Source organism: Enterobacter sp. kpr-6 (assembly GCF_900116015.1).
Classification (GTDB): Bacteria; Pseudomonadota; Gammaproteobacteria; order Enterobacterales; family Enterobacteriaceae; genus Enterobacter_D.
Map to the genome: position 1 here is coordinate 913,719 of NZ_FOYH01000001.1, position 25,775 is coordinate 939,493.

General features: G+C 50.4%; 34 protein-coding genes. 20 read left to right on the plus strand and 14 right to left on the minus strand.

Translation table 11 applies throughout. From position 1 onward, the window contains the following. Positions 1-16 precede the first annotated feature (16 nt). The 10 genes from ttcA to BM373_RS04370 all read right to left on the minus strand — a co-directional run bounded on the left by ttcA (position 17) and on the right by BM373_RS04370 (position 8,752). On the minus strand, positions 17-952 hold the full coding sequence (ttcA, locus tag BM373_RS04330; protein ID WP_090459818.1) for a tRNA 2-thiocytidine(32) synthetase TtcA: 936 nt from the start codon (positions 950-952) through the stop codon (positions 17-19). 49 nt (positions 953-1,001) lie between these two features. Then, a complete protein-coding gene (locus tag BM373_RS04335) occupies positions 1,002-2,240 on the minus strand; it encodes a site-specific integrase (RefSeq protein ID WP_090459820.1) in 1,239 nt (412 codons plus the stop codon). Then, positions 2,241-2,453 carry an excisionase family protein gene (gene xisR, locus BM373_RS04340; RefSeq protein WP_090459822.1) on the minus strand — a complete coding sequence of 71 codons (213 nt, stop codon included), beginning with the start codon at positions 2,451-2,453 and terminating at the stop codon, positions 2,241-2,243. A 64-nt stretch (positions 2,454-2,517) separates the two neighbouring features. Further along, on the minus strand, positions 2,518-2,760 hold the full coding sequence (locus BM373_RS04345; protein WP_090459824.1) for a DUF4060 family protein: 243 nt from the start codon (positions 2,758-2,760) through the stop codon (positions 2,518-2,520). Continuing rightward, on the minus strand, positions 2,757-2,933 hold the full coding sequence (locus BM373_RS21570) for a hypothetical protein (protein ID WP_177220108.1): 177 nt from the start codon (positions 2,931-2,933) through the stop codon (positions 2,757-2,759). The genes BM373_RS04345 and BM373_RS21570 overlap by 4 nt, the downstream gene beginning before the upstream one ends. A gap of 35 nt (positions 2,934-2,968) precedes the next feature. Then, the gene (locus BM373_RS04350; RefSeq protein WP_090459995.1) at positions 2,969-4,018 is read right to left on the minus strand and encodes a RecT family recombinase; all 1,050 of its coding nucleotides are present in this window, start codon (positions 4,016-4,018) and stop codon (positions 2,969-2,971) included. A gap of 14 nt (positions 4,019-4,032) precedes the next feature. Further along, the gene (locus tag BM373_RS04355; RefSeq protein WP_090459826.1) at positions 4,033-7,350 is read right to left on the minus strand and encodes a RecE family exodeoxyribonuclease; all 3,318 of its coding nucleotides are present in this window, start codon (positions 7,348-7,350) and stop codon (positions 4,033-4,035) included. Between the two features lie 139 nt (positions 7,351-7,489). Further along, entirely contained in the window at positions 7,490-7,687 is a 198-nt protein-coding gene (locus tag BM373_RS04360; RefSeq protein ID WP_090459828.1) for a DUF1482 family protein, read from the minus strand. After that, positions 7,687-7,890, minus strand: a complete 204-nt coding sequence (locus tag BM373_RS04365) for a hypothetical protein (protein ID WP_090459830.1) — start codon at positions 7,888-7,890, stop codon at positions 7,687-7,689. The genes BM373_RS04360 and BM373_RS04365 overlap by 1 nt, the downstream gene beginning before the upstream one ends. 229 nt (positions 7,891-8,119) lie before the next feature. Further along, the gene (locus tag BM373_RS04370; RefSeq protein WP_090459832.1) at positions 8,120-8,752 is read right to left on the minus strand and encodes a LexA family protein; all 633 of its coding nucleotides are present in this window, start codon (positions 8,750-8,752) and stop codon (positions 8,120-8,122) included. Between the two features lie 99 nt (positions 8,753-8,851). Between BM373_RS04370 and BM373_RS04375 the strand changes: the two genes are divergently transcribed. The 6 genes from BM373_RS04375 (at position 8,852) to BM373_RS04400 (ending at position 12,297) form a co-directional block, all read left to right on the plus strand. Then, positions 8,852-9,088, plus strand: a complete 237-nt coding sequence (locus tag BM373_RS04375; RefSeq protein WP_090459834.1) for a helix-turn-helix domain-containing protein — start codon at positions 8,852-8,854, stop codon at positions 9,086-9,088. Positions 9,089-9,126: 38 nt separating this feature from the next. Further along, positions 9,127-9,669, plus strand: coding sequence for a toxin YdaT family protein (locus BM373_RS04380; RefSeq protein ID WP_090459836.1), 543 nt, complete (start codon positions 9,127-9,129; stop codon positions 9,667-9,669). Between the two features lie 180 nt (positions 9,670-9,849). Beyond that, the gene (locus BM373_RS04385) at positions 9,850-10,755 is read left to right on the plus strand and encodes a replication protein (RefSeq protein WP_090459997.1); all 906 of its coding nucleotides are present in this window, start codon (positions 9,850-9,852) and stop codon (positions 10,753-10,755) included. 53 nt (positions 10,756-10,808) lie between these two features. Further along, complete coding sequence (locus BM373_RS04390; protein WP_371261086.1) at positions 10,809-11,441, plus strand: replication protein P; 633 nt, start codon at positions 10,809-10,811, stop codon at positions 11,439-11,441. Continuing rightward, positions 11,438-11,809 carry a hypothetical protein gene (locus BM373_RS04395; RefSeq protein WP_090459841.1) on the plus strand — a complete coding sequence of 124 codons (372 nt, stop codon included), beginning with the start codon at positions 11,438-11,440 and terminating at the stop codon, positions 11,807-11,809. The genes BM373_RS04390 and BM373_RS04395 overlap by 4 nt, the downstream gene beginning before the upstream one ends. Then, positions 11,806-12,297 carry a hypothetical protein gene (locus tag BM373_RS04400; protein WP_090459843.1) on the plus strand — a complete coding sequence of 164 codons (492 nt, stop codon included), beginning with the start codon at positions 11,806-11,808 and terminating at the stop codon, positions 12,295-12,297. The genes BM373_RS04395 and BM373_RS04400 overlap by 4 nt, the downstream gene beginning before the upstream one ends. 402 nt (positions 12,298-12,699) lie before the next feature. Here BM373_RS04400 and BM373_RS04410 read toward each other — a convergent pair whose 3' ends face one another. Further along, positions 12,700-13,677 (minus strand): Kiwa anti-phage protein KwaB-like domain-containing protein, encoded by a 978-nt coding sequence (locus tag BM373_RS04410; protein WP_090459845.1) that lies wholly within the window; start codon positions 13,675-13,677, stop codon positions 12,700-12,702. Positions 13,678-13,688: 11 nt separating this feature from the next. Then, positions 13,689-14,285, minus strand: coding sequence for an anti-phage protein KwaA (gene kwaA, locus BM373_RS21575; protein ID WP_177220109.1), 597 nt, complete (start codon positions 14,283-14,285; stop codon positions 13,689-13,691). An 849-nt stretch (positions 14,286-15,134) separates the two neighbouring features. On the opposite strand from kwaA, the gene BM373_RS04420 reads away from it, so the two are divergent. Next, positions 15,135-15,923 (plus strand): PD-(D/E)XK nuclease domain-containing protein, encoded by a 789-nt coding sequence (locus BM373_RS04420; RefSeq protein WP_090459847.1) that lies wholly within the window; start codon positions 15,135-15,137, stop codon positions 15,921-15,923. Between the two features lie 99 nt (positions 15,924-16,022). Here BM373_RS04420 and BM373_RS04425 read toward each other — a convergent pair whose 3' ends face one another. Then, the gene (locus tag BM373_RS04425) at positions 16,023-16,316 is read right to left on the minus strand and encodes a hypothetical protein (protein WP_090459848.1); all 294 of its coding nucleotides are present in this window, start codon (positions 16,314-16,316) and stop codon (positions 16,023-16,025) included. Between the two features lie 359 nt (positions 16,317-16,675). Between BM373_RS04425 and BM373_RS04430 the strand changes: the two genes are divergently transcribed. From BM373_RS04430 to BM373_RS21780, 10 genes are all read left to right on the plus strand, one after another. Next, a complete protein-coding gene (locus tag BM373_RS04430; protein WP_090459849.1) occupies positions 16,676-16,933 on the plus strand; it encodes a bacteriocin immunity protein in 258 nt (85 codons plus the stop codon). 99 nt (positions 16,934-17,032) lie between these two features. Beyond that, complete coding sequence (locus tag BM373_RS04435; RefSeq protein WP_090459851.1) at positions 17,033-17,632, plus strand: DUF1367 family protein; 600 nt, start codon at positions 17,033-17,035, stop codon at positions 17,630-17,632. Between the two features lie 4 nt (positions 17,633-17,636). Beyond that, positions 17,637-17,837, plus strand: a complete 201-nt coding sequence (locus tag BM373_RS04440) for a hypothetical protein (RefSeq protein ID WP_090459853.1) — start codon at positions 17,637-17,639, stop codon at positions 17,835-17,837. A 2-nt stretch (positions 17,838-17,839) separates the two neighbouring features. After that, a complete protein-coding gene (locus tag BM373_RS04445; protein ID WP_090459855.1) occupies positions 17,840-18,121 on the plus strand; it encodes a hypothetical protein in 282 nt (93 codons plus the stop codon). Then, complete coding sequence (locus BM373_RS04450; RefSeq protein WP_090459857.1) at positions 18,118-18,486, plus strand: RusA family crossover junction endodeoxyribonuclease; 369 nt, start codon at positions 18,118-18,120, stop codon at positions 18,484-18,486. The genes BM373_RS04445 and BM373_RS04450 overlap by 4 nt, the downstream gene beginning before the upstream one ends. Then, positions 18,483-19,040: a DUF1133 family protein gene (locus tag BM373_RS04455; RefSeq protein WP_090459860.1), complete on the plus strand. Its 558-nt coding sequence runs from the start codon at positions 18,483-18,485 to the stop codon at positions 19,038-19,040. Before BM373_RS04450 ends, BM373_RS04455 begins: the two co-directional genes overlap by 4 nt. Positions 19,041-19,235: 195 nt before the next feature. Next, a complete protein-coding gene (locus BM373_RS04460) occupies positions 19,236-20,594 on the plus strand; it encodes an ATP-binding protein (RefSeq protein ID WP_256214554.1) in 1,359 nt (452 codons plus the stop codon). A gap of 583 nt (positions 20,595-21,177) precedes the next feature. Further along, positions 21,178-21,408, plus strand: a complete 231-nt coding sequence (locus BM373_RS04465; RefSeq protein ID WP_256214555.1) for a class II holin family protein — start codon at positions 21,178-21,180, stop codon at positions 21,406-21,408. 7 nt (positions 21,409-21,415) lie between these two features. Continuing rightward, positions 21,416-21,913, plus strand: coding sequence for a lysozyme (locus tag BM373_RS04470; RefSeq protein ID WP_177220117.1), 498 nt, complete (start codon positions 21,416-21,418; stop codon positions 21,911-21,913). After that, complete coding sequence (locus BM373_RS21780; protein WP_090459864.1) at positions 21,903-22,358, plus strand: lysis protein; 456 nt, start codon at positions 21,903-21,905, stop codon at positions 22,356-22,358. The genes BM373_RS04470 and BM373_RS21780 overlap by 11 nt, the downstream gene beginning before the upstream one ends. Positions 22,359-22,463: 105 nt before the next feature. Here the strand turns inward: BM373_RS21780 and BM373_RS04480 are convergent, their stop codons facing one another. Further along, a complete protein-coding gene (locus tag BM373_RS04480; protein ID WP_090459866.1) occupies positions 22,464-22,835 on the minus strand; it encodes a hypothetical protein in 372 nt (123 codons plus the stop codon). 305 nt (positions 22,836-23,140) lie between these two features. Here BM373_RS04480 and BM373_RS04485 point away from each other — a divergent pair, with 305 nt between their 5' ends. The 3 genes from BM373_RS04485 to BM373_RS04495 are packed head-to-tail and all read left to right on the plus strand — an operon-like array spanning position 23,141 to position 25,770. Next, a complete protein-coding gene (locus tag BM373_RS04485; RefSeq protein WP_371261083.1) occupies positions 23,141-23,788 on the plus strand; it encodes a putative metallopeptidase in 648 nt (215 codons plus the stop codon). 31 nt (positions 23,789-23,819) lie between these two features. Then, positions 23,820-24,299, plus strand: coding sequence for a DUF2280 domain-containing protein (locus BM373_RS04490; RefSeq protein ID WP_090459870.1), 480 nt, complete (start codon positions 23,820-23,822; stop codon positions 24,297-24,299). Continuing rightward, on the plus strand, positions 24,286-25,770 hold the full coding sequence (locus tag BM373_RS04495) for a phage terminase large subunit family protein (protein WP_090459872.1): 1,485 nt from the start codon (positions 24,286-24,288) through the stop codon (positions 25,768-25,770). The genes BM373_RS04490 and BM373_RS04495 overlap by 14 nt, the downstream gene beginning before the upstream one ends. The last annotated feature ends 5 nt before the right edge of the window (positions 25,771-25,775 follow it).

The following is a 25,775-nucleotide window of genomic DNA, read 5'->3' on the forward strand; positions in this document are numbered from 1 at the left end:
TCAGAGAGGCATGTCATCATTTCACTTCAATTACGTTAAGACGCAGCTCATCAAGCGGGGTGTCTTCTTCGTCCGGCTGCCAGCCGACCGGTTGCAGCGGAATGGATTCGCGGTCAAAGGCCAGATCGCCGCCGTCCACCACTTCGCTACCGTGGGTAATGCCTTTAAAATCAAACAGATTAATATCATTGAGATGCGACGGCACCACGTTCTGCATCGCGCTGAACATCGTCTCAATACGCCCCGGATAACGCTTGTCCCAGTCGCGCAGCATGTCGGCAATCACCTGACGCTGCAGGTTTGGCTGTGAGCCGCACAGGTTACACGGAATAATCGGGTAGCCTTTCGCCTGGGCAAAGCGCTCAATATCTTTTTCACGGCAGTAGGCCAGCGGGCGGATCACGATATGCTTGCCGTCATCGCTCATCAGTTTTGGTGGCATACCTTTCATTTTGCCGCCGTAGAACATGTTCAAAAACAGCGTTTGCAGAATGTCGTCGCGGTGATGACCGAGGGCGATTTTGGTCGCGCCCAGCTCCGTCGCGGTGCGGTAGAGAATGCCACGGCGCAGACGCGAGCAAAGAGAGCAGGTGGTTTTGCCTTCCGGGATCTTCTCTTTAACGATGCCGTAGGTATTTTCCTCGACGATTTTGTATTCCACGCCGAGCTGTTCGAGATATTCAGGGAGAATATGCTCCGGGAAGCCAGGCTGTTTCTGATCGAGGTTTACCGCCACCAGCGAGAAATTCACCGGCGCGCTCTGTTGCAGATTGCGCAGGATCTCAAGCATGGTATAGCTGTCTTTGCCGCCTGACAGGCAAACCATGATCCTGTCGCCCTCTTCGATCATGTTGAAATCCGCAATGGCTTCACCCACATTGCGGCGCAGGCGTTTCTGGAGCTTGTTCAGGTTGTACTGTTCTTTCTTATTAACTTCTTGATTTTCTTGCATTTATTCTTTACTCAAATATCAAATGGGGCACCAGTGGGGCAAAATGCTTTTAAAGCGCCAGCTTCGAGTTAAGCATCGCCACCTGATCGCTGTTCATCTCTTCAATCCATTTAGCATAGATTTCATACACCATCTGCGCATTTTCGTGCCCCATCTGACTGGCAATAAAAGACGGGTTAGCGCCTGCTGATAATAACCAGCACGCGAAAGTGTGCCGTGTATGGTACGGATTGCGGCGACGAATACCAGCACGTTTTACAGCAGAGTCCCAGCGAGCGCCAATACTGCTCAGAGAGTAGTACGGTTTCTGGGCACCTTTCCTCACTCTGGGCATGAAAACAAAATGCACCTTCTGCTGTTCGGTTAACCCATATTCGCGGTGGTGATAGGTAATCTCCGTTTTGGGGAACAGCGCAGTCAGAGCACTCTGCGCTTTAAGAGCTTCGATTGCAGGAGTAAGCAAAGTCACTGTCCGGATCCCTGCATCTGTTTTGGGCGGGACGAACATTCCCAGTGCATTCAGGTTTCGTCGGACATGCACGGTACCGTTCGCCAGATCGACATCTTCCCAGGCAAGCGCGGCAAGCTCACCATGCCTCAGACCGGAGTAGATGGCGAACTGCCACATATTTCCTTTTTGCCCATGGTTGGCTGTCATCAGTTGATCGAACTCGGCCCGGGTCAGAGGGTCAGGTTTGGGTCTGCTCTTCTGTAGTTTCTTTATTCCCGAATATGCCTTTTCTGTGGTGAATCCTGACCGGTGAGCGAATCTCAAAAGTGAGCAGAGCAGGGAGATATAATTATCGACGGTTCTTACACTGCGACCGATCTTATTGGAGCGAACATGGACGGCATACATTGTCTGTCCCTCAAGCAACTCCGTTCGATAGCGCAGTACGTCATTGTGCTTTATCTCGCGAATGAGAGTGCCAGCGCCGACTACGGCCACGATGGTTTTCAGCTGCGATGCCGTTTTGCGCAGGGTATTGGCGCAGAGCTCGATTTTACGGTTAGTTAACCAGGTATCGACGAGTTCACCGAATAAGCGGATTTGAACGGTGCCGGGGGTAGATTCTGCCTGCTTTGACCCGGGAAAACGGGTGCGGTAATCAAACTCTCCCAGCGAAATCTCACTGACTATGATCGTCCTTAACTGGCCTGCTTTCTTTATATTAGAAGGGGTGGGGATCCACCCCCTGAGCAATTCCCGGCAGCGCTTACCTTTATACATGAACCAGATGCGGATGCTTTGACCGCGAAGCTCCACGCCTGGTGGTAAGTCTGTCATTTATGCATCCTGTATTAGCTGGTTAATCTTTGGGTAGTTGTACCAGGTTATCCCGCGAGATGTCTTAATGCCGGTAGGGGAATGCCGTTTAAAATGAATCCCCTCAATCCAGCACCCCTGGCGGTACTGTTCAATCTGGCGATTATCCAGACCGGTCTTTGCCGTCAACCTCTCTGCTACAACCCACTCTTCAGTAAAAATCACCTGTGCCATCTTTCACCTCAGGTAACCGGCATCAGTATAAAGATGCCGGAAAAGTGTTTGTGATATTTCAATATCAAGACATCCGACCGGCCAGAGCACGTAGTCTCCGTGCCCCTGTGATAGCCGTAGCCACGTAGCTGTTGCGGCGATTCACCACCTCAACTTTGATCTTTGCGCCTTCCACCAGCACCATGTATTCACTGGCGGTTGCCCGGCTGGCGTACTCACCAAACCTGGCAACATGCTCAGCCAGAGCGGCATCACACGCCTTGCTTGCCAGTGTGGAGTCATTTCTGCTTCGGTTAATCAGCCTCATTCCACACGCTCCGGATCAAATACGTCCCAACAGTTACGCTCCGCGTTTGCCTGCAGTCGGCGTTCTTCAACCTCCAAAAGCGTGCGCCCGGTCAGTTTCACGACCTGCTTATTCGTATGCTTTAACAGCAGCGCCAGTTCCTGCGTTCCCCAGCTTTTTTGTTTCCCGGTCATCGCATTAATCGGGAGGGCGGGCCCTCCCGCCTCCCTTAGGCCATGCTCACGTATTCAGGCTTCATATCCGCCAGGGTGATGGCGAACTGCCCGTGCAGCTCGTCACCGAGATGGCGTTTTGCTGCCGCCAGTGTCTGCTCTGCTTTGGCGAACAGGTCCACTGCATCCGGTTCGTCAGGCTGGGGGAGGGAATTAATTGCCGCTTCAACCTTGTTGCGCGCATCTACCAGGTAATAACGCTTCACAGCCTTGTTCTTGAGCTCAGTGAACAGGGCCGAACCCAGCGTGTTCTTGGCGCTTTCGATATCAGCCCGAACTGCTTTGGCGTTATCTAAGTCCTGAGCAGCCTCAATACGATCCCGGAACTCATCGGCCATAGCGTCGATGTTGGCAGCGGACTCCTGCACGCTGTGCGTGGTTGTTACGCTGTCACCTTTGATGTCAGCCAGGCTTACGCGCTGTGCGGGTGCCGGATTAATTTCCTTCTCGGTGCGTGGCTCAACCTCATCCGGGCTGTAGACGCCAAGTATGACCTCCGGGCAGTACAGGCGCGCCCAGTACTTCACCGCGAGGTAAGCGATCTGCTGCTTAGGTGCCGTTTTCCACAGTGGGGAGTTCCGGGTGGTGATGTCAGCCAGGTAGATATTTTCGCCCCAGGTGATATCTGTTTCACCACGCAGCACCGCGCCTACCCGGATAAACAGACCTGCCTCATCGCGAGTATCTTTCTCACCGGCGATTTTTTCCCAGTCACCGCCATATTTGTAATGGAAGCGACCCACTATGGCGCTTGAACTGGAGATAACTGCGTTCACCAGTTGCGCTTCGTAACCCAACACCCCATTAACCAGGTGAGTTTTCTGCGCCACCGCGTAAGGGTTCATACCCCACTGCATGGCCTGCATGACGATCGCCATACAGTCGGAAGGTTTCCCCGCCAGGTGCTTTGGTACGGTCACGGCGGACTTCGCCATCAGTTCGGCAAAAGCGGTCAGCTGGCCGAGCGCCTGCACGTTGAATACAGCGTTGCTGGCAGAGATGGTGTTTGGAGCCTGCTCTGCGGCGATAATATTGGTGTTTTGCATGGTCATTCTCTCCATTAAGCCAGACGCAGCGCTTCAAGGCGGCGCAGGTCGAAGTCGTTCAGTTCGTCTGTGTAGTCTTCAGGGATCGGCGCTGGCCACTCGCCAGTGTCGAAAGCGTTAGCGATGCGGTTCATGGTCTGGCGATACTCGAGCATGCCCAGTTCAATCAGCTTTTCGCTGGCCTCGACGATGGCGATCCAGTGATAACCCTCGTCTTTGTTGACGAAAATCCAGAAGAACTGGTCCAGCGCAGCGGTATTCATGTACATGGCCGCACTGAGGTGATAATCGCGGTCAATGATTTCCCGGTGCAGGCGAGAGCGCAGGCCGGACTGCTTCACGTTCCACATGCTGATTGTTTTCAGGTCGGCCCCGATGCGAACGGCGTCGATGTCGATTTCCAGATCCGGGCGCACGCGAATTTCCAGCCCGGTTTCTTCATCAATACCGAAATAGCTCGTCTCAACAGCGCGATCAGGGTGCAGCAGCAGCTTGCCGGCTGTCGGATGCTCGTGCAGTGCTTTCTGAATGGCCAACGCCGTTTGCATCTGCTGCTGGGTAACCAGAATCTTGTCGCCCGGGTTCTCACGCCATGCATCCAGCAGTTCGTCAGCGAATACCGCATTCGTCTTAACGGATTTCACCGCCTGGATCATTTCCGCTTTGGTGCCGGACACTTTCAGCGGTGCCGGTTTCTGCGCTTCCTGTTCCACCAGGTCAGGGTTGATGATCGCCAGCTGCTCGTAGAGCGCATCACGGCTACCGCTGGTTTTCACGGGCGCGGGCAGGGTGGCGTTGTACTCTTTGATGCAGGCCTTCATCGCAGATACGGTGAAGTTTTTATCGTCACCAACGATCCGCTTAAATTCAGAAGGCAACTCAAGATATGCCAGGCCAATGGCATCTTTATCACCGCTCATCGGCACCGGCGCGGGCAGGGTGGCGTTGTATTCTTCCAGCAGAGCTTTGATATCATCAGCACTCAACTGCGCGGGCAGGCTGGCGTTATGCTCATCAATAAAGGCGCGCAGGGTCGCCGCGGTGGTGAATGCCCCCTCCGGAATCACTGGCTCTACGCTGAACTCTTCATCAAGGTTTTCCGGTTGCAGCGCCAGCGCATGTACGAGGTTACCCATATCCAGCACTTTGGAACCTTCGCGCGGGATGGTCTTAGCGACGTGGCGCGCGTTGAAATACATCAGGCTGACGCGGGCATCCTTCACCATGGTGGAACTGATGCCATTCGCAGCGTGATATACGTTATTCGGTAGACCCTCATAGCGGCCCGGTTCGAAGTATGCCGGGTATTCGGCTACTGGTTCGGCCTGATGCGCTTCTGTCTCGATCTGATTCACTTTTGGTGTGTTTTGAAGCGCAGAATCGTCATCTTGATGCGCATTTTTCGCGTTTTGGTTTACATCATTATCTTCCTGGCGCGCCAGGGTCGGCGCTGCAGCGGCAAGAATTTCAGCCGTGGTCAGGGGAACTGTTTCTGCAACAGCTGCATGAGCGCTTTCATCTGGCAGTACTGCCGCTTCGCCTTCCGGAACCGCATCGCCATTTTCGGTTTCATTTCCGTGATCCGTTTCCATCTGCACATTGGTGATGCTCTCCGCATTTTCTGGTTTTGCGACTTCATTTGAGGGGGTATCCATCAGGCCATCAATGGAGAACACGCCGTTACCCATGCTGGCTATTTTGGGCTGTTCGGCTGCTGCCTTCTGCTCTGCTGCGACCTGCACCATTACCTCGTTTTCCCAGCTCTTTTCTGGCACGTGACCGGCGGCCGCCAGGGTTTCTTCAGTTGGGTGCTCATGATCGCTTTCAGTCAGGTTCTTGTTGATGTAACGGCTCAGCAGTTCCGGGAAGCTGTGAACGTTTTGTTCTGCACCGCGAATAAGTGCGAAAATAGCAGCGCGGGAATAATCCAGGATGCCAGCGCGTTTGCGCAGGGCGGCCGACCACTCTTTGAACGGGCTCTCTTTCTTACTGACGATCTCTTTTGCATGGCGGAAAACACCTCCAGGGATATCATGGATGTTGAAGTCCATAGGCAGGGTGGCCAGCGCAATTTCAATGTCCAGAGTGTCCAGCGTGTGGGTCAGAGTCGGATTGCGATCGGTCTTATTGCCGCCCCCGGCGCAGATTTTGACGTCGGTGCGCTGAATCAGCGCCACACGGCAACCTTTCACCCATTCTTTGACAAGCAGGCCGCGATCCACATAGCTGGTTGCACTCCACGCTTTCATGAACTGGAGAACCAGGCCTAAATCTGGTGCCTTTTTGTCAGCAGGAAACACTTCTTTCACTGCATCGGTAAGCTTCCAGAGGTCGTATTCGCGAACATCTTTAAGCCCTTCAACGTTCTCAGCGGCCAGCAGCAGGTTCTGCACGAACGAGTTATCCGTGTCAGATTCAAGCGCCCGCACGGCTGACAGCTGATCGTTGTCTATATGGTATGAGAACTCTTTTTCAGCCAGAAATTGCGCAAGCAGGCGCTGGCGGAAAGGCAGCGCAGCTACGGTATGAAGCTCCGTAAGCGGCGTTTCGCGGCACTTCTCAACAGAGAACTTTTCGTCACCTGACGCATCGGTTTCAGGGTTCTGAGCTGCTGGCTGATGGCCGCTGAACCAGTCTTTTACCAGCTGGTTACGGTCGCCAGCATCGGCATTAACCCAGGCTGACATGAAAACAGCGATTGCAGCAGGTTCATGCTCTTCGTCCGGCGAGAAAATGTCTTTAATTGCCTGAATCAGCTTCCACTCAGCATTCAGGCTGAGTTCGACAGCTTCAGGAATATCATTCCTGGCTCGCAGCAGGCTCTGGAGATAGGTGTTGCCTTCGTCAAGTGCCATCTCGCTGGCAGCCATATGCTGCTCTTTAGTTACATGCGACTGGTATTTATCGCCCAGCAGGTGAATGGCGAATCGGACAGCCGGATTACGGTTTTCAACCGGGACGGCGGGGGTGGACTCAGATGAATCAACAGTCGCATCTGGCTGAGCCGGAACGCTGTCAGCAGGATTCATTTCATTCTGCGGCGCTTCTTCCGCCTTCAGGATGATGTTCCATGTGCGCTGGTCATCGGCCAGTTCGTAGCGATCGCACCATGCGAAATCAACCACACCTTCTTCTGGCAGGTTGTTGTATACCGGAAAATCGGTGCGGATCGGCTTGGCGTAATCTTTACCACGACCGGTTTCGATTTCGGCGTCTTCCAGCGCGACATCCAGCTGCAGGTTTGCGCGCGCTGCACTTTTCGCAGTGAACCAAATCACCGCATCTTTCTTGCCAGACTTCTGACTGGCTTTAAGCAGATGGAAAAATTCCATGTCAGATCCTCATTTTTGGATGTAAGATCCCCGGGCCAGAGATAGCGCCCATTGGGTGTGTTTTTGGTTTTGGTATAAATTCCGGTGTACTTTGGTCGGTGGCACCGGACGTAAGGCCCGCTTCGGCGGGTTTTTGCGTTTAGAAAGCCGTGTTGTAACCGGCTGGCTGTTCGCCAGCGCGGACAATGCGTTCAACTTCGAAACATTCCCCCGCAACCTTCTGCTCAACAGCTGCCGCTTCACACTGCTGCTGGCTGTCGTAGACGCCCAGCACCACATCCTGAAAATCACCGTTGGTCATACCCACGGTCAGCACTAACGCGAATAACGTATTCATCAGTGTGTCCCCGCCGGTACCAGGTTTGGTTCAATGTTGCGCGAGGCATACGGGCGGCGGATGTGGCGCAGGTTGCCCTGCGGTTCATGCCAGTACATGCCATCGGTGTAACTGAACGACACAAGCCATGCTGCACCGGTACGGCAATTGCGCATTGCAATGGCTTTACCGCTTTTGGGTACTGCTTGGTTTATAGGTGCCATCTCATCCTCTGCCGTTATCGCCCGGCTGGCGGAACGTTGCTACCGGACACCCGCGCTGTGCTTGTGTCGTTGTTTGGATGAGTTAAAGATACAGATAAAACTGTATGAACGTCAACAGACAAAACTGTATAAGATATTCGCTCACACATATATAACTGTTAATGCTGGGAATAAATTTTTTAGACACAAAAAAACCGGCCTAAGCCGGTTCGATTGTAAAGGGGGGATGTTAACGCTTACGTCGATAAATCCGGTGCTCAATCATCGTTCCAACGATCTTTACTGGCTGGTGAGCACTGTTGATAACAGGGTAGTCATTGTTCAATGGAACAAGCTCAAACTGTTGGCAGCCGTTTGGATCCGTAAATGTTGGGCGGTATTTCTTAAAAGTTGCCTCGTCCTCGCCATTTTTGGCGACCACAAATTCGCCCGGCGTTGGCTCAATTTCTGGATCAACAATAATTACATCGCCATCTTTAAAATCAGGTTCCATTGAATCGCCCTTAATCTTCAAAGCGAAACAGAACTCAGAAAGAGCCATATCAGTCATTACATATTCATAGCTGCCATCAAAAGCCTCAATAGGGGGTTTAGTGGCTAAGGCACCAGCTTGAACATAGCTAATCAACGGTATTTTCCTTGTGTTTACTTCAGCCAAAGGCATAAACGCACCGCCATTTATTAGCCATGCCGGATCGCATTTGAGTGCGCTGGCAATGCCAACAATATTACGGGGCTTAAGGGTTTTACCGTCTTCAATACTCGCCCAGGATTGCTGTCTTATACCAGCTTTCTCTGCGGCTTCGGCCTGAGTAAGGCCTAAGGCTAGGCGTTTTTCTTTGACTCTCTCAGCAAGGCTCATAGATTCCTCTTCCAATATGCCTCGATATTCACAGTTTAAACTGTCATTGACAAACAGAAATAACTGTCACAGTATACAGATAAAACTGTAGGAGGTGTCATGGATAACATTTCGCAACGCCTCAAACAAAGACGTGTGGAGATGAAGTTATCTCAAGCGCAGTTAGCCGAGAAAGCAGGAATCAAACAGCAATCTCTTCAGGCCATTGAGGCTGGCAAAACAAAGCGCCCGCGTTACTTGTTTGAATTAGCCGCCGCTCTTCAGTGCGATGCGCACTGGCTGATATACGGCAATGAACCCATCGAGTCGGCCAATTTCAAGCCGACACATTCATAAATGCAGCATTTCATATTTCTATTTTCGGAGCCAACAAAATGCACACACTCAGTTTGCATGATGATACCAGGGCGTTTACCGCTTCGGTGATAAATCGCTTTCAACTAAGTGAAACCTTGCCGAACACCGATGATATCAGAGACGCCGTGCGCGCCTGGGCAGCAACAGCCGGGCAGGACGTGGTTGCTGCACACATCGTGGACCAGTGGCGCAGCAGCGGCGGGCAGGGCATCGAATTTTCCGCTGACGTGAGCCGCGCAAGGCAGAAGCTGTTTCGCTGTCTTGATAACCGCTTCGACACTGAAGAATACCGGGATCGGGTGCGTCAGCTGACGCCCGCGATCTTGGCTGTTCTCCCGCTGGAGCACCGCGGTGTACTGGTGGGCAGTGACTGCAAACTGACGCGACTGGCACATGCCGAAAAGGAAGTTGCTGAAGCGAAGCGCGCAGTACTACTGGATGCGCCGAAGCACCAGAAGCTGAAAGAAGTGAGCGAAGGGATCGTGTCGATGTTCCGGCTTGAACCGGATCTGGCCGGGCCGCTGATGGCCATGGTCACGTCAATGCTGGGGGCAATGTGAAGAGTTCAGAAAGGGTGAAGACCGTTGTGCGCCAACACAGCCGGTCTTCGGATGCAATTACGAGCAGCAATCGCGAGGTCAGTATGCCAAACACGTCGCATCAATCGCAAGCGGAGGTGATCAATGTCTGACGCCGCCGTAATCAACTTTGCAGCCCATAAGGCTGCCAGGAGCAACCGGATGGAAAACCAGAAATTTGGTTGCATCCAGATGTTCCGGAGCATCAAAAAGACGTCCTGGGCCAGGGATGTGTATCTGCGCACGCTGTGGGAGAACCTGCTCCTGGATGCTGCCAGTCAGCCGTACACAGCCAGATTTAAAGGTCATACATGGCATCTTAAGCCCGGCCAGCTGGTAGTAACTGCCGCCGATCTCGGCCAGGCGCTTTGCGACCGTCACGGACGCCCGACAAGTCGTGACGCCGTAGAGCGCATGCTCGCGTTTTTTGTCAGGGAGGGAATGATATCCATCGATGGAGAAAAGCAAAAAGGGCGCGTGATCACTATTATAAATTACGAGCAATATGCTGAAAAATTGCCCAATTTACCCGCACAAAGACCCGCACATACAACCACACATGATGAAGCCAGTAATGTCGCGGCTTGCAGGGAAGGTGCCGCACATGAAGGCGCACAAACAACCGCACATCATGAACAATATATATTAAATACTAACGTATTTAATGATCGTTCGAAAAAAGCAAAATTGCATCCTGAAGCTGCTATTCAGACCCCGGCTGGTGGCAAGTGGGGAACAGCGGAGGATCTGCAATGCGCTGAGTGGATGCTCGCGCTGCGCAATGTCACCAAACCCTCCCTGAAAAAACCAAATCTGACCACCTGGGCTAACGATATCCGGATGTTGCGCCAGCTCGATGGCCGCACTCATCGTGAGATCTGCCAGTTATTCAAGTGGGCGGCGCAGGATTCCTTCTGGCATAAAAACATCCTGTCGCCCGCCAAGCTGCGAAAGCAGTGGGACACCCTTTCCCTGCACCGTGAAGACCGCAGCCGTAAGCCCGTAAACGAGATTCCAGCCAGTGATACCCACTGGAACAGCCCTGAAGCCTGGGAGGAATTCCTGTGAACTCAGAAATTTTTCGTGCAGTTTCCAGCCGTGACGGAGAAGTCCTGGCGCGTATGGCGGGTGATGGACGTGAACAGGCCAAAGTGATCAGCAGCGATGCTGAGCGTCTGGTCGATGCGCTGTTCCGCCAGCTTAAGCAGGTTTTCCCCGCGTCAACGCAGACCAATCTTCGCAGTGAAACCGAAGAGACGGTCGCCAAGCAGCAGTGGATCGCCACATTTGCCGAAAATGGTATCCGCAGCCGTGAGCAGCTCTCCGCCGGTATGCAGAAAGCGCGCGCCAGCGTGTCGCCGTTCTGGCCGTCACCGGGACAGTTCGTTGCATGGTGTCGGGAAGGCAAAGGGGCGCTGGGAGTGAGCCCGGCGGACGTCATGAGCGAATTCTGGAAGTGGCGAAAGCTGGTATTCCGTTATCCCACCAGCGAGCAATATCCGTGGCCGCAGCCGGTTCTGTATCACATTTGTCTCGAGCTACGCCGCCGTGGTGTCGATCGCCAGATGAACGAGAAGGAACTGCTCAGCGAAGCCGGAAATCTGCTGGCGCACTGGGAAAAGCGCGTTGCTGAAGGTAAGCCTGTCCCGCCCGTTCGCCGTGCACTGGCAGCGCCGAAAGCAGAGCAGGGGCCGACGCCAGCACAAATCCTGATGGCCGAGTTCAAACGCCGCCAGGAACAGGGGAGATCATGACCATGCGCAGTAAAGACCAACTGGCGGTAATCGCATTTCTTGATGCGAACAAAACCGCAACATCGCTTCAGCTGGAGCGAAACCTCGGCTGGAGCAACAAGCACACTCACGCCATCCTGGGCCGCCTTATGCGGATCAGAATTATCAAAAATGTCGGCAAGGCCCGCCACCCGGAGTACCGGCTTTTGCAGCGCTGGCAGGAAAAAGTGAAGCTGCCTAAGCCCCCGAAAGCTTCCCCTGATGCGAAGCCAGTAGTGAGGGTTTGCATTGTGAAAACGCAGCAGGAACCGCCGTCAGTAGCAACAGTGTGCCGCCAGAACTGGCAGGGCTATCAGATACATAAAATTTTCGGGAGTGCACGGTCATGAGTGAAGCAAAAAACAACAAAGAACTGGTTGCGGCGGGGCATGAGTTCGCGCGCCTGATGTCGAGCGACACACCGATCATCGATATGGCGAAGATGGTCACGCAGCTGGCCGAACGCCTGGACTGCACCACATTAGCGCTGCGTGAAAAGGCAAAGCAGTGCGACACGCTTGCAGCAGACAACGTGGCCCGCGCCGACATCATCGGCCGACTGGTCTGGCAGTACAGCACCAGCGGCATCAGGCCGGTTAAGAACTCCCTGAACCCGGCGTCGGCGCTGCTACATGATGCGCTGGGAGTTCTGCGCCATCCGGCCACTGCAGCCGCGGTCAGCGAGCTGAAAGCGCAGCGCGTAGAGTGCGCAACGGTGCATATTAAAAAGAACATTCAGCATCTGCCGGAAAATGATCGGATGGCATATCACGATGCTATCGAATTGTGCTTTGGTGCTGCTGTACAACTACGCGCCGGGGAGGTAAACAATGTTTGAGCCGGGAACCCATTGCATACACACTTCGAAATGGGAAAAACGTAAATGTCGAGTTGTCGCATATGATGGAGATTCGGTAGTCGTCAAAATGGAGCGTGGCGGGTATGCCGGAGTACCTAAAAAATCATTGACTCCATTGCCAGAAGCGCCGAAGCAGGAGGTGAAGTAGTGGATCCGTTACTGCACTATTCCTGCCGCCGGATTACCGAGCTGGAAAGCCTGCTGCTGGTGGAGGTGCCAGACACGGTCTGACCCGCTGAGGTTTGACTGGTTTACGCACAGGTTGAAAGCGCCGGGGATCTGCCGGCGCACCACCAGTGTTGCCTGAAGTTCCAGAACAGGCGAATGTGGTTGAGAAAAATTTAGCAGCAATACTTAATTTTTAAGTATATTAATAAAAAATTATGCTGCTGAGTCTTTCCCGACAGCAAGAAAAGGCTCTTGGTTTAGTGCTGTAAAAGATGCTTCATTGTTTAATAAACGGATAAAATATAGTTTTTGCTTTTGAGATGATAATTCAATCAATCCGGTTTGGTTAAAGATGATATTTCGGCCTAAGATCGGAAACTTTTGAATTAGCGTTTGAATATTAGCTATGTTTATAGTGCCATTTTGTATTAAAGGACTATTTGCAGTAGTAGCAAGTCTGCGCATAAAATTTCTGTTTTTATGCATATCGTTAAAGATATCTAAAGGGCTTTGAAACTTTGTTACGTCTACTATGTTCAATGCGATTATATGTGGCGTTGCATTTGCCGCTAAATTATTAATGACTTGCTCGAGTCCATAAACTCTTTCAAGTAGGCTAATATTCAAAGCGTAATAAGTATTATTAAAGTAGAAGAAGTCAACGCTCCCATTAATATCAATGCTATCATGGTTAACTTCATCAAGGGTTCTACCATTTGCTGAAAAATATGATAGTTTTGTTTTTTTATGCAACGCGATGGGATACTTGTGTTGGTAAACAACTACGCCCGCGCCTTGCCCATCACAAAGATAATATATAATTCCCTTAACAGAAGATAAATTTTGCTGAGCGAAGTCAAAATCAGGAGGTGAATTATTCACTCCAAAATTAAAGACATCAGCCATTTTCGCGAGGGCAGGGGGAAGGTGATTAATTACTTGATGATCGTACTCATGAACTTGCTTATCTCTTGTTAGCAGTGAAGATACCAGTGGCATGGAGTTTTGCCCAGCATTTGGATTAATTACATCACGTCTGAGTGACTGACTAAATGACAGGGTTAATTTTTGCTCCGCTCCAGGTTCGAGCGCTACTCTGAATATCTTGGTTTGTCCTTGTACTTCTGCAACAAAATACGCCTCGCCTGAAATATTAGCAGAGTTTAATATACTGTTGATTGCTGTAAACATACCATCCTCGATTATTGGGTGATTTTTGCAAGGCATGTATTGTTATCAAGTTTTATATATTTTATTGTGCTGCCGTTATCGATATCGCCATGACATATTATTACGAATTCTTTAATTCCCCTGTCGTTAATTTTGGCCCTATAAATTCTAAATCCGAGTAATGCTAATGAAGGGTTTGAATAAAAGCGGTTGGTTTTTACATATATCATTCCTATAGCTACTATCATTATCAACAGGTTCAACATTGTCCTTTTACTGTTTACATCGGTAAAAACAAGTGGCATGACATAAGTCGTTAAGAACTCAAGATGCTCATGACTCTCATTTTTAACTTCAGAAACAGTACATGCAACGGACCAGCCAGAATTAAAAGAGAAGAGCAAGTAAAAGAATATTAAAAAGCCAGCTATAATCATTACGAAGCTAGAAATGAAGACTATATTCTTTGGCGTTATTTTTGATAGGAACAATATTGTATCTTTGTTGTAGAGATATCTTGAGAATGAAACAAAAAGATTTTTATCATATGACATTATAAAGAGGGATATGAATAGCAGCCATAGAGACAATATATATAATGCATATTTTAAGCTTGTTCTTTTTCTCATGGTTAACATCTCTCGGATTAACTTGATTTGATATCGTTAATATTTTTCGTTTGTACATGGTTAGACACCACGAGCTGATTATCGGTAATCAGTTGCTACGAATAGAGATGGACAGAGGTTATTGCAAAGTCGTTTCTGACACGCTACCGCCACAAACGCACAATAGTGAGTCTGAGGAAATGTAAAATCATGAGACTGGCATAATGATTTTACATTCTTTTCGGCGTAAAAATCTAGAACAATGCCTCTAACCATTCATTGGATTACCACTGTTTTAATATACAGTATCTTGCTCTGGCTGCAATATGGATTTTCATCAAACCTGCCGGATACTGCAATGCAGTACTACCACTGATCGCCGAGGCATTGGTGCGGGCCAATCTGCCGGAGATGTGCTCGGTTACAGAGATTGCGGCGTAATCACTTTTTAAGCCGCCACAAGTTAAGAGTGGCTTTGCGCGAAGAGCAGACTTAGAATCTTCCGATATTCATTACTTCAGAAATAAAAAAGTTTATTGCTTCCTTACTAAAGCTATGAAGTAAATAAATCGGATCGGGCTGGACCGGTTACTGGTCAGTTTTACACGTACGGGCGGTTTAGCCCTGCGTCGTCCTGTTGTTCGAACAGCGTAATGCCACGCCCTTACGGGGGGCTGAGAAAAACTACAATACAAATAGTGGCGAGACCAGCTGAAAGTGATATCAGATATTGGTTATTCACAGAAACCGAGGGTAGATGGGCATAACTGGACAGACTGTGACATTCAGCGTGAAAGGATGAAGATTAAATATGTTAGAATCCCTGCATACACAGATCTTTGTACACGACTATGCATTCCGGAAGGCATAATGACAACGCAAACATTGGAAGGAAGATTTAAGGTACTTGAGCAGGACTACAAAGCAGTAATTGCTACACAGCATACCGCTCAAAACTTGCTTACTCATCGTAATGAAACTTATGTCGATTCCGGTAAATATAAAAACTGGATTGCCAGAGTGAAAAAGTTAATTGAGGACAGCTACGGAAAAGAGTCTGACTATTACAAAGATTTTAATACTGTAAATAGCGGCTGGTCTTCTAATTACAACACCTTGACAAGGAGTTATAAGCCGTTGTTTGATGCTGCGAGAGATGACCTTGCGCACTCTGCTATCAGTATGGATACGCATATAGAAAGTTCACCGCTGAATCTCGTGCTGAATATTCTGAACAGATTTCCGGCCTTTGTTCGTCAGTTAAAGAGACGGCACCATGGCCGTGCGCCGCTTGAAGTTAATGACGAGTATGACGTTCAGGATATGGTTTATGCGCTGCTGACCCTGCACTTTAATGATATCAGGGCGGAAGAATATACCCCTAGCTTTGCAGGGGCAGCCTCAAGGCAGGACTTTCTTTTGAAAAAAGAGAAAATTGTGATCGAGGTGAAAAAAACTCGTGAAACACTGGGAGCCGGTAAAGTTGGCGGGGAGTTGCTTATTGATATGGTGCGCTACCGCGCTCACCAGGACTGCGATACGCTGATCTTGTTTGTATATGACCCGGATTGCTACATAAATAACCCTTTAGGTGTGAAAACCGATCTGGAATCTAAAGATGCGGAAGGAAAGGTGAAGGTAGTTATTGCGCAGTTCTGACACGCTTAAGTATCAGCATACAGAATAAGGTTTGTGCTTATGCCAGCCGGTCGAGCATGAAAAGGCCGCTCAGGCGGCCTGAGTTGTCACCACAGATTGTTATCTTTTCCAAGTCAAGTCCAGATCTACATGGAAATCAGCAGGCTTAAGCTTGTCGCTGTCGCTGCGCTGGATTTGAGACATTATATTTCCAACGTTAGAGCCTGTTGATATTGCAAGTTGAGTGTCATCTGTAAAAGTGATGATTAACATTTCAGTTTGATGGACTTTTGCACCCGTTTTTTGAAAACCAATCTGGACAGATTTCACCGTCTTCCCCACCATTTCTGTAGCTTGATTGATAGAGTAATTAGCTTCAACTTGCAGGTCGTCTCTGAACTTAGGTAATGTCATTTTCTATCCTCTTTAGTGAAAATTTCAGTTATTTAGCAAAATTTTTCCTGTTATATTGCGACCAGCTCTCATAAGCACCTGAGTTTGCAATGTTTCATAAATATCATGAAATGAACAGTGATGACGCAAAAAATAGGTACATTTTTGGCACAAAACGGACGTAAGGCCAAAACATACTCTCAGTAGATCTGTAATTGCCGAGATGGTAATGAATGATTAACCGCAGTAACAACTGGATTACTTTGCGGAGCGACCAAGATGTAACCGATAGTCCAGCCCGTACTTGCCACATGAAAGTAACTCGCGCTACATTGAAATGATAGGGATTCACTTTAGGTAGTTCGATATGAGGGATCAAAATGTCCAAGCGTAAATTAGCCGATTATACAGAAGAGGAATTTGCCGCAGTGGTTAGCAAAATTATATCAGCGGACTTCGCAACGGATCGAGAACACAGTGAGGCGGTATATCAGTTTAATCAGCTGACAGAACATCCTGATGGGCATGACTTGATTTATTTCCCACAACCGAATGCTGACAGTTCAGTCAGAGGTATTGTCAATGCCGTAAAAGAATGGCGTGCCGCCAATGGAAAATCCGGATTTAAATCGGTTTGATAAACACACTGCTTCGTTGATTTTCCAATATCACCTGTTCATAATGCCAGTGTCAGCCTGAACAACTGACAACCGGATACTCGCGCTGTATGGGGACATATGGCGCAACAACTACAACTAATCAAGCAGTCATCAGGAATCCTGATCCCCGCAACTGTGGAGACCAGCGATTTTCTGCATTCAAAATGCAAGCTCGGCGCGGTACTCGAAGCTGAGTTTCGCCAGCTGCGTAACCCGGCATTCCATCGTAAATTCTTCGCGCTGCTAAATCTTGGTTTCGAATACTGGGAACCTACCGGCGGGGCCATCTCCTCCAATGAGCGCAGGCTGGTAACAGGCTATGCCAAGTACCTCGCCACCTTCAGCGGCAGCGAACCCGCGTTAATGGATGCCGCTGAGCAGTATCTTGCACGCATCGCTGACCGCCGCGCCGGTAACATTAGCATTTGCAAATCGTTCGACGCCTACCGCTCCTGGGTGATTGTAGAGGCGGGCCACTACGACGCCATCCAGTTGCCTGACGACACACTCCGCAAGCACCCCCGCAGCATCGCGTTCGCCAGCATGGACGAAACCGAGTTCCAGCAGCTCTATCGCGCAGCGCTCGATGTGCTGTGGCGCTGGATCCTCTGCCGCGCATTCCGCAGCCAGGCGGAGGCTGAGAATGCCGCTGCGCAGCTGATTAGCTTCGGGAGCTGAGTCGATGAAAGAGACCTGGTTCAATCACACCGACTGCACCACACAACAGGCTGAACAGCTGCTGGTGGATTACCGACGCCGCGGCGTCATAGCTGAGCGCAGCCTTAATCCCGATTACATCATCTGGACTGTGAGCGCCCGATTGCCGGAAGGCATTAAGCCGCCGCGCCCGAGCCGGGTCTGGCAAAGCAAGGCGTGGGGGTGAGCATGGCTATCTATCGAAATAAGAAGTGGCTCGCCGCTGTTGGCCAGATAGAGCAGTGCGTCCTGTGTGGCGCTTGGGGCGTACAGGTTGCTCATCGCAATGAAGGGAAAGGGATCGGGATGAAAACAGACGATTGCGCTACCGCTGCTATCTGCGTCACCTGCCATTCAGAGGTTGATAACGGGAAGAGCCTGAGCCGCGATGAGCGCCGGCAACTCATGGACCGCGCCATTGTATTAACTCTTATACAAATTGCCCGCCGCGGGCTGGTGGTGCCTGCATGAAAATCTATGACATTACGCCGATTGGCAAACCCCGTATGACACAGCGCGATCGCTGGCATAAACGTCCTGCGACCGCCGCTTATTGGGCCTTCAAAGCGCAGGTGCGGCTGCTGGGCATCGGGCTGCCCGAGTCAGGCTATCACATTACGTTCGTAATTCCGATGCCTGCCAGCTGGAGCAGGAAGAAGCGAGCTGAGCATGTCGGGCAACCTCACCAACAAAAGCCGGACAAGGACAACCTGGAGAAGGCGCTGCTGGATGCAATCTTCGATGACGACAGCCGAATCTGGGATGGCCGGGTTACGAAGGTTTGGGGTGAGAAAGGGCAAATTATTATCAAAACAGATAAAGGGGCATTGGCATGATTCACCCATCAGAAGTTGGTAAGGCAGGGGAGCACGTACGCCTGCGCACTCTGGAGAGCGTCTGGATTCAGGGCAAACTACGCATGTGGGGGCGTTGGTCTTATATCGGTGGCGGTTCTGGCGGCAACATGTTCAATCAACTGCTTGCATCCTCAAAAATCACCAAGACAGCCATCAATGATGCGCTGCGTCGCATGAAGAAATCCGGTATCAGTAAAACTGAGCTTGAAGCGTATCTACGTGAAATCCTCAACAGCAAAAATAAAAGTGGCCTAGCGTTCTGCACCGATGAAGAGGGCCTGATAGTGGACAGGACTATTGCATCAGTACTTATGAATGATGAACACCGGGGCCTCTACGGTGTAATTGTTGACCGCTATAGACTGCGCAAGAGCAAGCTCCAGATGGCAAATGAGCTACATGCCAAACACCCTGACTGGACACTGATCACTTGCCGCCGCCGCATTGACACATGGTTAAGTCTGACAGAATCGATTCTGTACGCTCCAGTTTGCGATGCGTTCGGCACAAATGGCGACAGATTCATGTTGTAGAGTGAGCAAAAAAGTGCTTAAATAGTGGTAGGCTCGGGACGTTAAAACGAACTGAGCAGTAACACAAAAAGAAACCCGCCATCGAGCGGGTTTTTTACTTTCAGGAAGGCTATAAAGATAGATTAATGGTATAGTTTTCAAAACAAATTCTGGAGAATTAAAATGCTCTGTGGCGGTCTCTCATTGCGAGACTTTATGCATAAACTGCATAAAGTTTTGCGGCCAACAGGTCCTGTGGTTTCAATGGAGCTGTTATTTGGTCGTGAAAAGCATGTAACTGATCTAGAGCTAGCTCTATATGCAACCGGTAGACATGCATTTATTTATGGTGACCGAGGCGTTGGCAAAACATCGTTAGCTCAAACGGTTGCATTCAAACTTCAGGAAGAGAATGACCCGATATTGGTAGGTTGTGAAAAAGAATCTACATTCTCTAGTGTGATGAATGACATTATTTTGCGTGGCATCCCGCAAGATAAGAAAATAGATACGCAAGGTTGGTCTGTTGGTCTAAATGTTGCCGGTATAGGTGGTATCAGCGCAGGCAAAAATCAAAAAATTAATAATACTGAAATAAATATTGAATCTGTTTCAGCAGCTGTTCGTGCTTTACAGTTTTTAACAACAGCGCACTCGAAAGTTCCTTACATAGTAATCGATGAGTTTGACCAAATTGAGTCAGATTTAGAACGTCAAAAATTCGGCTCACTCATCAAACAATTAGGTGATCAGGCCTGTGAGGTCAAATTGATCTTCACTGGGATTGGTGATTCACTGGTAACTTTGATCGGTGGTCATAAATCTAGTGAGCGCCAGATTCATCAGGTTCATCTTGATAGCTTACCTTTGAATGGCCGCTTCCAAATTATTGACAATGCTTTTAACGAATTTGGTTTAATCGTTGAGGAGTCCGTTCGTTATAAAATAGCTGGTCTTAGTGATGGGTTTCCAAACTATATTCACCTGATTTGTGAGAAAATTCTTTTAACCTGCCAAAGCTCAACTAAAGAATTTAATTCAATTGATTACTCTCTATTTATCAAGGGGTTAAATGATGCGATTGACTCTGTGTCTGAAACGTTAAGGCAAAGCTATACCGATGCCACAGAAGGGCGGGATGAGTCTTATAAACACATAATTTGGGCAATGTCAGACATGGCAGATCTTACTCGCCATAAAACTCACATCTCCGAATCCTACGTTAAAATCTGCAAGTCGCTCGATGTGGTTCCGCTAGACAAATCCACATTCGAACGGAAGTTTAGTGCGCTAAAAAAACCCGCTTTTGGTTGTATCATAATCCCAGCATTAGGTAACCGTCCTGCTTGGTTTCGTTTTCGCGAGAACATGCTCCGTGGTTACATCCGTATGAGAGCAGAGCAGCACGGACTTGAATTAGATTTCCAAAATTATCGAGTTGCAGGAGAGCATTCAGCTCGGGCGATTGGTAAATATGCAGCTTATAAACCATTAACTAACATTGAAGGTCGTGTCGCTAAGTTGAGAGGCGATGATGATTGGCTCGATGATCTAAAAAAAGAATTACGAAAGTAACGTAATATTAATAGCTGAATCAGGCTGCCAAATGGCGGCCTTTTTATTGCCCTCGGATATGAGGGCGCATTATTGCCTTAATCAGGAGCTTAATATGTTAGAAGCTGGAACCTTTGTAAGTGAAGATGGCAAGCACACCTTAGTCATCACTTCTGTAAACTTCCAGGAAGGTACCTTACCGGAACCTTTACTGCCACTGAAACCCCGCTGGGAGCATTTACCTACCCGGAGAGTTCATTCACCGGGTCCTGGCTGTATACCGCTGAACGGGCCACCATCAACTACGGTATCGCTTGTTCCTATCGTAATGACCAGCAGGGCTATACCTATGTTATGCGTGATTACTTGGTAGGCACATCTGGTGACACCCCATCGCAAATCACGCTGAGCGGCAGCCGTTCGTATACGACTAAGGCTGGTGGGCAGCAATTATTCTCGTTTGAGAATCTTACCTTTACCCGCCAGTAAAGCCCGACCTGTCAGGAGCAAAGCCGCTATTTAATGGCGGCTTTTTTATTTTGTTATTTCTCAGACTCACAACACACAGCACCCCGACTAATCGGAGGTGAGAGATATGTCCCATATGAGCAAACTCGTAACCGGTGTCGCGCTCGGCACTTCCGGCGGCACAATCCTGAACGGTGTTCTGACAAAACTAAGTCCCGATGAGTGGAGTGCCGTCGGCGTGCTGGCTGGTATCGCGGGCATCATTATTACCGGGCTCATTAACTGGTACTTCAAACGCAAGGTCGCCAACGCGCAGGTAAAGGCGCTGGAGAAATACGGCCCGTCGGTAAAAGTGGGAGATGAATGATATGCCGATGACCATCAGCCTGCGTAAAAAACTCATCGCCGCCGCTGGTGGTGGTGCAATGCTGATCGCCTCGCTGTTTCTCGGCGGTCAGGATGGCGTCGAGGGGCGAAAGTACGAAGCCTACAAAGATGTGGCCGGAGTGTGGACCGTCTGCGATGGTCATACAGGCCGGGATATTGTGAAGAGTAAGACCTATACCGATCGCGAGTGCGATCAGTTGCTGTGGAAAGACCTCCAGCCAGCCAAGCGCACGGTTGACAGCCTGGTTAAAGTGCCGCTGGGGGAATACCAGCGTGCGGCGCTCTACAGCTTCGTGTTTAACGTCGGGTCTGACGCTTTCTCGAAATCCACACTGCTGCGCAAGCTGAACAAAGGCGATCATGACGGAGCCTGCGAAGAAATGCGCCGCTGGGTTTACGCGGGAGGCATGAAGTGGAAGGGCCTGCAGAACCGGCGAGAGATGGAGCGTAGCTTGTGCCTGGCGGAGAGTAAGAATGAAATTTGACTGGAAGCTGGTTCTGCTGCTGGTCGTGATGGCCACCCCCGGTGCACTGGCATTCTGGTACCACGGGAAAGCTGCTGATGAACAGCATCGCGCCGATACCGCCGAGCACAACCTCAATCTTGCGAACGACACCATCAACGACATGCAGGCGCGCCAGCGTGATGTGGCTGCGCTTGATGCCAAATATACCGGAGAAATTGCACATGAGAAGGCTGAAAATGAAAAGCTTCGTGCTGATGTTGTTGCTGGTAAACGTCGGTTGCAGCTCAAAGCCACCTGCCCAGAGAGGGGAGCGCGCGAATCCTCCAGCATGGATGATGGCGCAGGCCCCCAACTTACAGCAGATGCTGAACTCAATTATTGGCGTCTCAGAGACGGGATCTCCACCCTCACCAAACAATTGACCGGATTACAACAATATGTTCGAGAACAATGTCCGGGATAAAAATTCTCAGAAATGAGGGTAGATCAAAGTTGATCGCGAGTTTTTTTCATCAAAGTGAACTTCAACGTTTAGTCATGGTGCCTGTATCCTTGGCATGGCAAAGAGTTATAAAAATAACTTTCTAAATTCGACTATCGTGCTCCAAATCCCACCAAGGATAGTGACATGTTCTGCAGCGGAAGCTATAAAACTATCATATTTTTGAGCTGCGCTTTTCTTATCAGAAGTGCGTATTACTTCATTAAATTTATCAGTAAGCTCTTGCTTGACCTCAGGCGTAGCTTTTGATGCTTCGATCCCACATAGAATAGAGCTGATGGTACCCATGGACTCATGGGAAACATAGGTGGCATTGCTCAAATGAAGACTTCCAATATTCTTTATGCCAAACCCAACGTCGCCTCCTAGGGCTAAACAATTTTCGATGTGCGCATCTGCGACACCATCAATGTAGAACGCATGGTTTTTGCCGTCCATAATCATTTCCTGTTCACATTAGTTAGAAAGCTGCTGAGGAATATTTTCTATCGAATACTCATGTTCTTGCTGGTGATGTTGCGGAAATCCTATGAAATATAACACAATGCTCTTTTAAAAAACTCGACAAGCATTTGGATTATATCAATCAGATGTATACCCGTTATAGGGTGACTGTCACAGATCTGTATCGTTAGCGTACAAAACCATCTTCCTTGAATTCAGTATGTTGCAAGCTGAACCTGTTGCTACCTTCTTGAAAGGTTGTTTTCCGAATACTTGTAAAACATTAAATAGGATTACCAATGCCAAAACCGGACCGGGGCGTGCTTCAGCAACGGCCACTCCCGCCGCCAATGTTCATAGATAACCCAGACTTCAAACCATACATCCGCATCATGCCTGCCGAAGGCGTTAACGAATGGCTGCATGCCGAATTCTTGAGCGAAGACGGCAACCTGCACAACCCTGACCATGCGCACCTGCTGGAAGCTGACCTGTGCTTTCTCTGGGCGTCGAATGTGTTCGAGAAAAAGGGGCGAGCCGTACTCGGTCAGGCGGAAGAGGTAATGATGCGTGCCGGCGGATGGCAAAAGGCCCGGATGGAACAACAGATGTATGAATGGTTCGGGCGCATTCCTGATTTCATTATCACCCTGGCGGCAGATTACTGTGCTCAGTGTTCGGATCTGGAGTTCTGCGCGCTGGTGGAGCATGAGCTGTACCACATAGCCCAAGAGACTGATGAGTTCGGCGCACCGAAGTTCACGCGGGAAGGGCAGCCGAAGCTGAAACTGCGCGGCCACGACGTGGAAGAGTTTGTCGGTGTTGTCCGGCGTTACGGTGCCAGCCGCGATGTGCAGCAGTTGGTGGACGCGGCGAACAGGCCTGCGGAGGTTGCCCATCTGGATATTGCCAGGGCATGCGGAACGTGCCTGCTTAAGCTGGCTTAAATTTTGACTGATTATGACAGGCAGGTAACCAATGGCGGCATTAAAAGGAGAGGTCAAAGCCTTTATCGTCCAGTCGTTAGCCTGCTTTGATACTCCCTCTCAGGTAGTCGAGGCCGTCAAGAAAGAGTTCGGATTCACGATCACCCGCCAGCAGGTGGAGTCACACGACCCGACGAAAGCGAACGGGAAAGGCCTGGCGCAAAAGTGGGTGGACATGTTCAACGCTACCCGTGAGCGCTTCCAGAACGAAATCTCTGATATCCCGATCGCCAACAAAGCCTACCGCCTGCGCGCGCTGGATCGTATGGCTACCAAAACAGAGGGCATGAAGAACTTCGCTCTGGCCTCCCAGCTTATTGAGCAGGCCGCCAAAGAAGTGGGCGACGCCTACACCAACAAGCACAAGTTCGAACATTCAGGGCCGAACGGTGGAGCCATCGAAACAGTCACCATGAACAAAGACGATTACAAAGCTGCGCGGCGGGAGATGCTGGAGGATGACGACTGCTGAGCAAAAGCTTTTCGCCCGCCGCGTGGAATGCGTGGAGGACGGCCTGTATTACGCGCGATACTTCTTCAAGCAGCGTACTGGCGGCAAGATGATCGTCGCGCCGCATCACCGGGTGATCCAGAAGACACTGGACAGGGTGATAGATGGCGAAATTCAGCGTCTGATTATTAACGTCCCGCCTGGTTACACCAAAACCGAGCTGGCCACCATCAACATGATGGGGCGGGGGCTGGCGCTTAACCAGCGTGCCCGCTTCATGCACCTGTCTTACTCCCACCAGTTGGCACTGCTCAACTCCTCCACCGCACGCGGCATGATCAAATCGCAGGCCTATCAGGCAATGTGGCCCATGTCGCTGCGCGATGATGCTGACAGTAAGGCGATGTGGTGGAATGAGTTCGGCGGTGGGGTGTACGCCAGTTCTGCAGCCGGGCAGGTTACAGGCTTTCGTGCCGGGCACATGGAGCCAGGCTGGCAGGGCGCGCTGATCATCGATGACCCGGTTAAACCCGATGATGCCTATAGTGAGATAGTGCGCGACGGCGTTAACAATCGCTTTAACGAAACCATCAAGTCACGTCTGGCGATCGAAACGACGCCGATGATAGTGATTATGCAGCGCATCCACTATCAAGACCTGAGCGGCTACCTGCTTCGCGGCGGTTCCGGCGAAAAGTGGCATCACCTTAATCTGCCAGTGCTGATCAACAACAGCCAGGCCTACTCGGCACAGTACCCGGAGAACAGCCACGCCATCCCGGTTGACCACGGATTGCCCGATGGCTGGCTATGGCCATTTAAGCACAACGAGACCCACCGCGTTTCCCTGTTCTCGCACCGGCGCACCGCTGAGGCGCAGTACATGCAGAAGCCACGGCGTTTCAACGCCGAGGGTGCGCTGTGGAATGAGGCGATGATCAGCTCCGCCCGCGACCTGCAGATCCGTTTCGATAAGGTTCGCTCGGTAGTGGCCATCGACCCGCAGGCAACCAACAGCGATGAAAGTGATGAATCCGGCATCGTTGCCGCCAGTGCGTATGGTGCTGGTGATAAAAAGCAGTTCTCTGTCGATGGAGACTACAGCGGCAAGTATTCACCAGCTGGCTGGGCAAAAAAGGCCATGTGGGCTTACGAAGAACACGAAGCCGACGCGATCGTTATCGAAACGAACCAGGGAGGCGATATGGCTGAGGAAACGCTTCGTAACGCCGGGTACAAAGGTCGCATCATTCGCGTGCATGCCAGCAAAGGGAAATATGCCCGCGCCGAACCGATATCTGCGCTCTATGAGCAGGGCCGCGTTGCGCACAACGGCAATCTCTATGTACTGGAGAATCAGCTAATGGAGTACGTGCCGGCCACTGCCAAAAAGTCGCCTGACCGTCTCGACGCGGCGGTGTACGCACTTACAGAGCTCGGCGGCGCACAGCCGATGGGCATGATGATACCTAAACGCCTGAGAGGGCATTAACACGC

Excerpts from the sequence above, each read along its gene's own strand:
- BM373_RS04495 (WP_090459872.1), top strand. The coding sequence starts at position 24,286 with ATGACGACTGCTGAGCAAAAGCTTTTCGCCCGCCGCGTGGAATGCGTG.
- BM373_RS04430 (WP_090459849.1), top strand. The coding sequence starts at position 16,676 with ATGTCCAAGCGTAAATTAGCCGATTATACAGAAGAGGAATTTGCCGCA.
- BM373_RS21780 (WP_090459864.1), top strand. The coding sequence starts at position 21,903 with ATGAAATTTGACTGGAAGCTGGTTCTGCTGCTGGTCGTGATGGCCACC.
- ttcA (WP_090459818.1), bottom strand. The coding sequence starts at position 952 with ATGCAAGAAAATCAAGAAGTTAATAAGAAAGAACAGTACAACCTGAAC.
- BM373_RS04345 (WP_090459824.1), bottom strand. The coding sequence starts at position 2,760 with ATGAGGCTGATTAACCGAAGCAGAAATGACTCCACACTGGCAAGCAAG.
- BM373_RS04490 (WP_090459870.1), top strand. The coding sequence starts at position 23,820 with ATGGCGGCATTAAAAGGAGAGGTCAAAGCCTTTATCGTCCAGTCGTTA.
- BM373_RS04400 (WP_090459843.1), top strand. The coding sequence starts at position 11,806 with ATGAGTGAAGCAAAAAACAACAAAGAACTGGTTGCGGCGGGGCATGAG.
- BM373_RS04335 (WP_090459820.1), bottom strand. The coding sequence starts at position 2,240 with ATGACAGACTTACCACCAGGCGTGGAGCTTCGCGGTCAAAGCATCCGC.
- BM373_RS21570 (WP_177220108.1), bottom strand. The coding sequence starts at position 2,933 with ATGACCGGGAAACAAAAAAGCTGGGGAACGCAGGAACTGGCGCTGCTG.
- BM373_RS04365 (WP_090459830.1), bottom strand. The coding sequence starts at position 7,890 with ATGGCACCTATAAACCAAGCAGTACCCAAAAGCGGTAAAGCCATTGCA.
- BM373_RS04410 (WP_090459845.1), bottom strand. The coding sequence starts at position 13,677 with ATGTTTACAGCAATCAACAGTATATTAAACTCTGCTAATATTTCAGGC.
- BM373_RS04350 (WP_090459995.1), bottom strand. The coding sequence starts at position 4,018 with ATGCAAAACACCAATATTATCGCCGCAGAGCAGGCTCCAAACACCATC.
- kwaA (WP_177220109.1), bottom strand. The coding sequence starts at position 14,285 with ATGAGAAAAAGAACAAGCTTAAAATATGCATTATATATATTGTCTCTA.
- BM373_RS04355 (WP_090459826.1), bottom strand. The coding sequence starts at position 7,350 with ATGGAATTTTTCCATCTGCTTAAAGCCAGTCAGAAGTCTGGCAAGAAA.
- BM373_RS04465 (WP_256214555.1), top strand. The coding sequence starts at position 21,178 with ATGAGCAAACTCGTAACCGGTGTCGCGCTCGGCACTTCCGGCGGCACA.
- BM373_RS04360 (WP_090459828.1), bottom strand. The coding sequence starts at position 7,687 with ATGAATACGTTATTCGCGTTAGTGCTGACCGTGGGTATGACCAACGGT.
- BM373_RS04385 (WP_090459997.1), top strand. The coding sequence starts at position 9,850 with ATGGAAAACCAGAAATTTGGTTGCATCCAGATGTTCCGGAGCATCAAA.
- BM373_RS04390 (WP_371261086.1), top strand. The coding sequence starts at position 10,809 with ATGGCGGGTGATGGACGTGAACAGGCCAAAGTGATCAGCAGCGATGCT.
- BM373_RS04480 (WP_090459866.1), bottom strand. The coding sequence starts at position 22,835 with ATGGACGGCAAAAACCATGCGTTCTACATTGATGGTGTCGCAGATGCG.
- BM373_RS04395 (WP_090459841.1), top strand. The coding sequence starts at position 11,438 with ATGACCATGCGCAGTAAAGACCAACTGGCGGTAATCGCATTTCTTGAT.
- BM373_RS04420 (WP_090459847.1), top strand. The coding sequence starts at position 15,135 with ATGACAACGCAAACATTGGAAGGAAGATTTAAGGTACTTGAGCAGGAC.
- BM373_RS04470 (WP_177220117.1), top strand. The coding sequence starts at position 21,416 with ATGACCATCAGCCTGCGTAAAAAACTCATCGCCGCCGCTGGTGGTGGT.
- xisR (WP_090459822.1), bottom strand. The coding sequence starts at position 2,453 with ATGGCACAGGTGATTTTTACTGAAGAGTGGGTTGTAGCAGAGAGGTTG.
- BM373_RS04460 (WP_256214554.1), top strand. The coding sequence starts at position 19,236 with ATGCATAAACTGCATAAAGTTTTGCGGCCAACAGGTCCTGTGGTTTCA.
- BM373_RS04435 (WP_090459851.1), top strand. The coding sequence starts at position 17,033 with ATGGCGCAACAACTACAACTAATCAAGCAGTCATCAGGAATCCTGATC.
- BM373_RS04375 (WP_090459834.1), top strand. The coding sequence starts at position 8,852 with ATGGATAACATTTCGCAACGCCTCAAACAAAGACGTGTGGAGATGAAG.
- BM373_RS04450 (WP_090459857.1), top strand. The coding sequence starts at position 18,118 with ATGAAAATCTATGACATTACGCCGATTGGCAAACCCCGTATGACACAG.
- BM373_RS04440 (WP_090459853.1), top strand. The coding sequence starts at position 17,637 with ATGAAAGAGACCTGGTTCAATCACACCGACTGCACCACACAACAGGCT.
- BM373_RS04370 (WP_090459832.1), bottom strand. The coding sequence starts at position 8,752 with ATGAGCCTTGCTGAGAGAGTCAAAGAAAAACGCCTAGCCTTAGGCCTT.
- BM373_RS04380 (WP_090459836.1), top strand. The coding sequence starts at position 9,127 with ATGCACACACTCAGTTTGCATGATGATACCAGGGCGTTTACCGCTTCG.
- BM373_RS04425 (WP_090459848.1), bottom strand. The coding sequence starts at position 16,316 with ATGACATTACCTAAGTTCAGAGACGACCTGCAAGTTGAAGCTAATTAC.
- BM373_RS04455 (WP_090459860.1), top strand. The coding sequence starts at position 18,483 with ATGATTCACCCATCAGAAGTTGGTAAGGCAGGGGAGCACGTACGCCTG.
- BM373_RS04485 (WP_371261083.1), top strand. The coding sequence starts at position 23,141 with ATGCCAAAACCGGACCGGGGCGTGCTTCAGCAACGGCCACTCCCGCCG.
- BM373_RS04445 (WP_090459855.1), top strand. The coding sequence starts at position 17,840 with ATGGCTATCTATCGAAATAAGAAGTGGCTCGCCGCTGTTGGCCAGATA.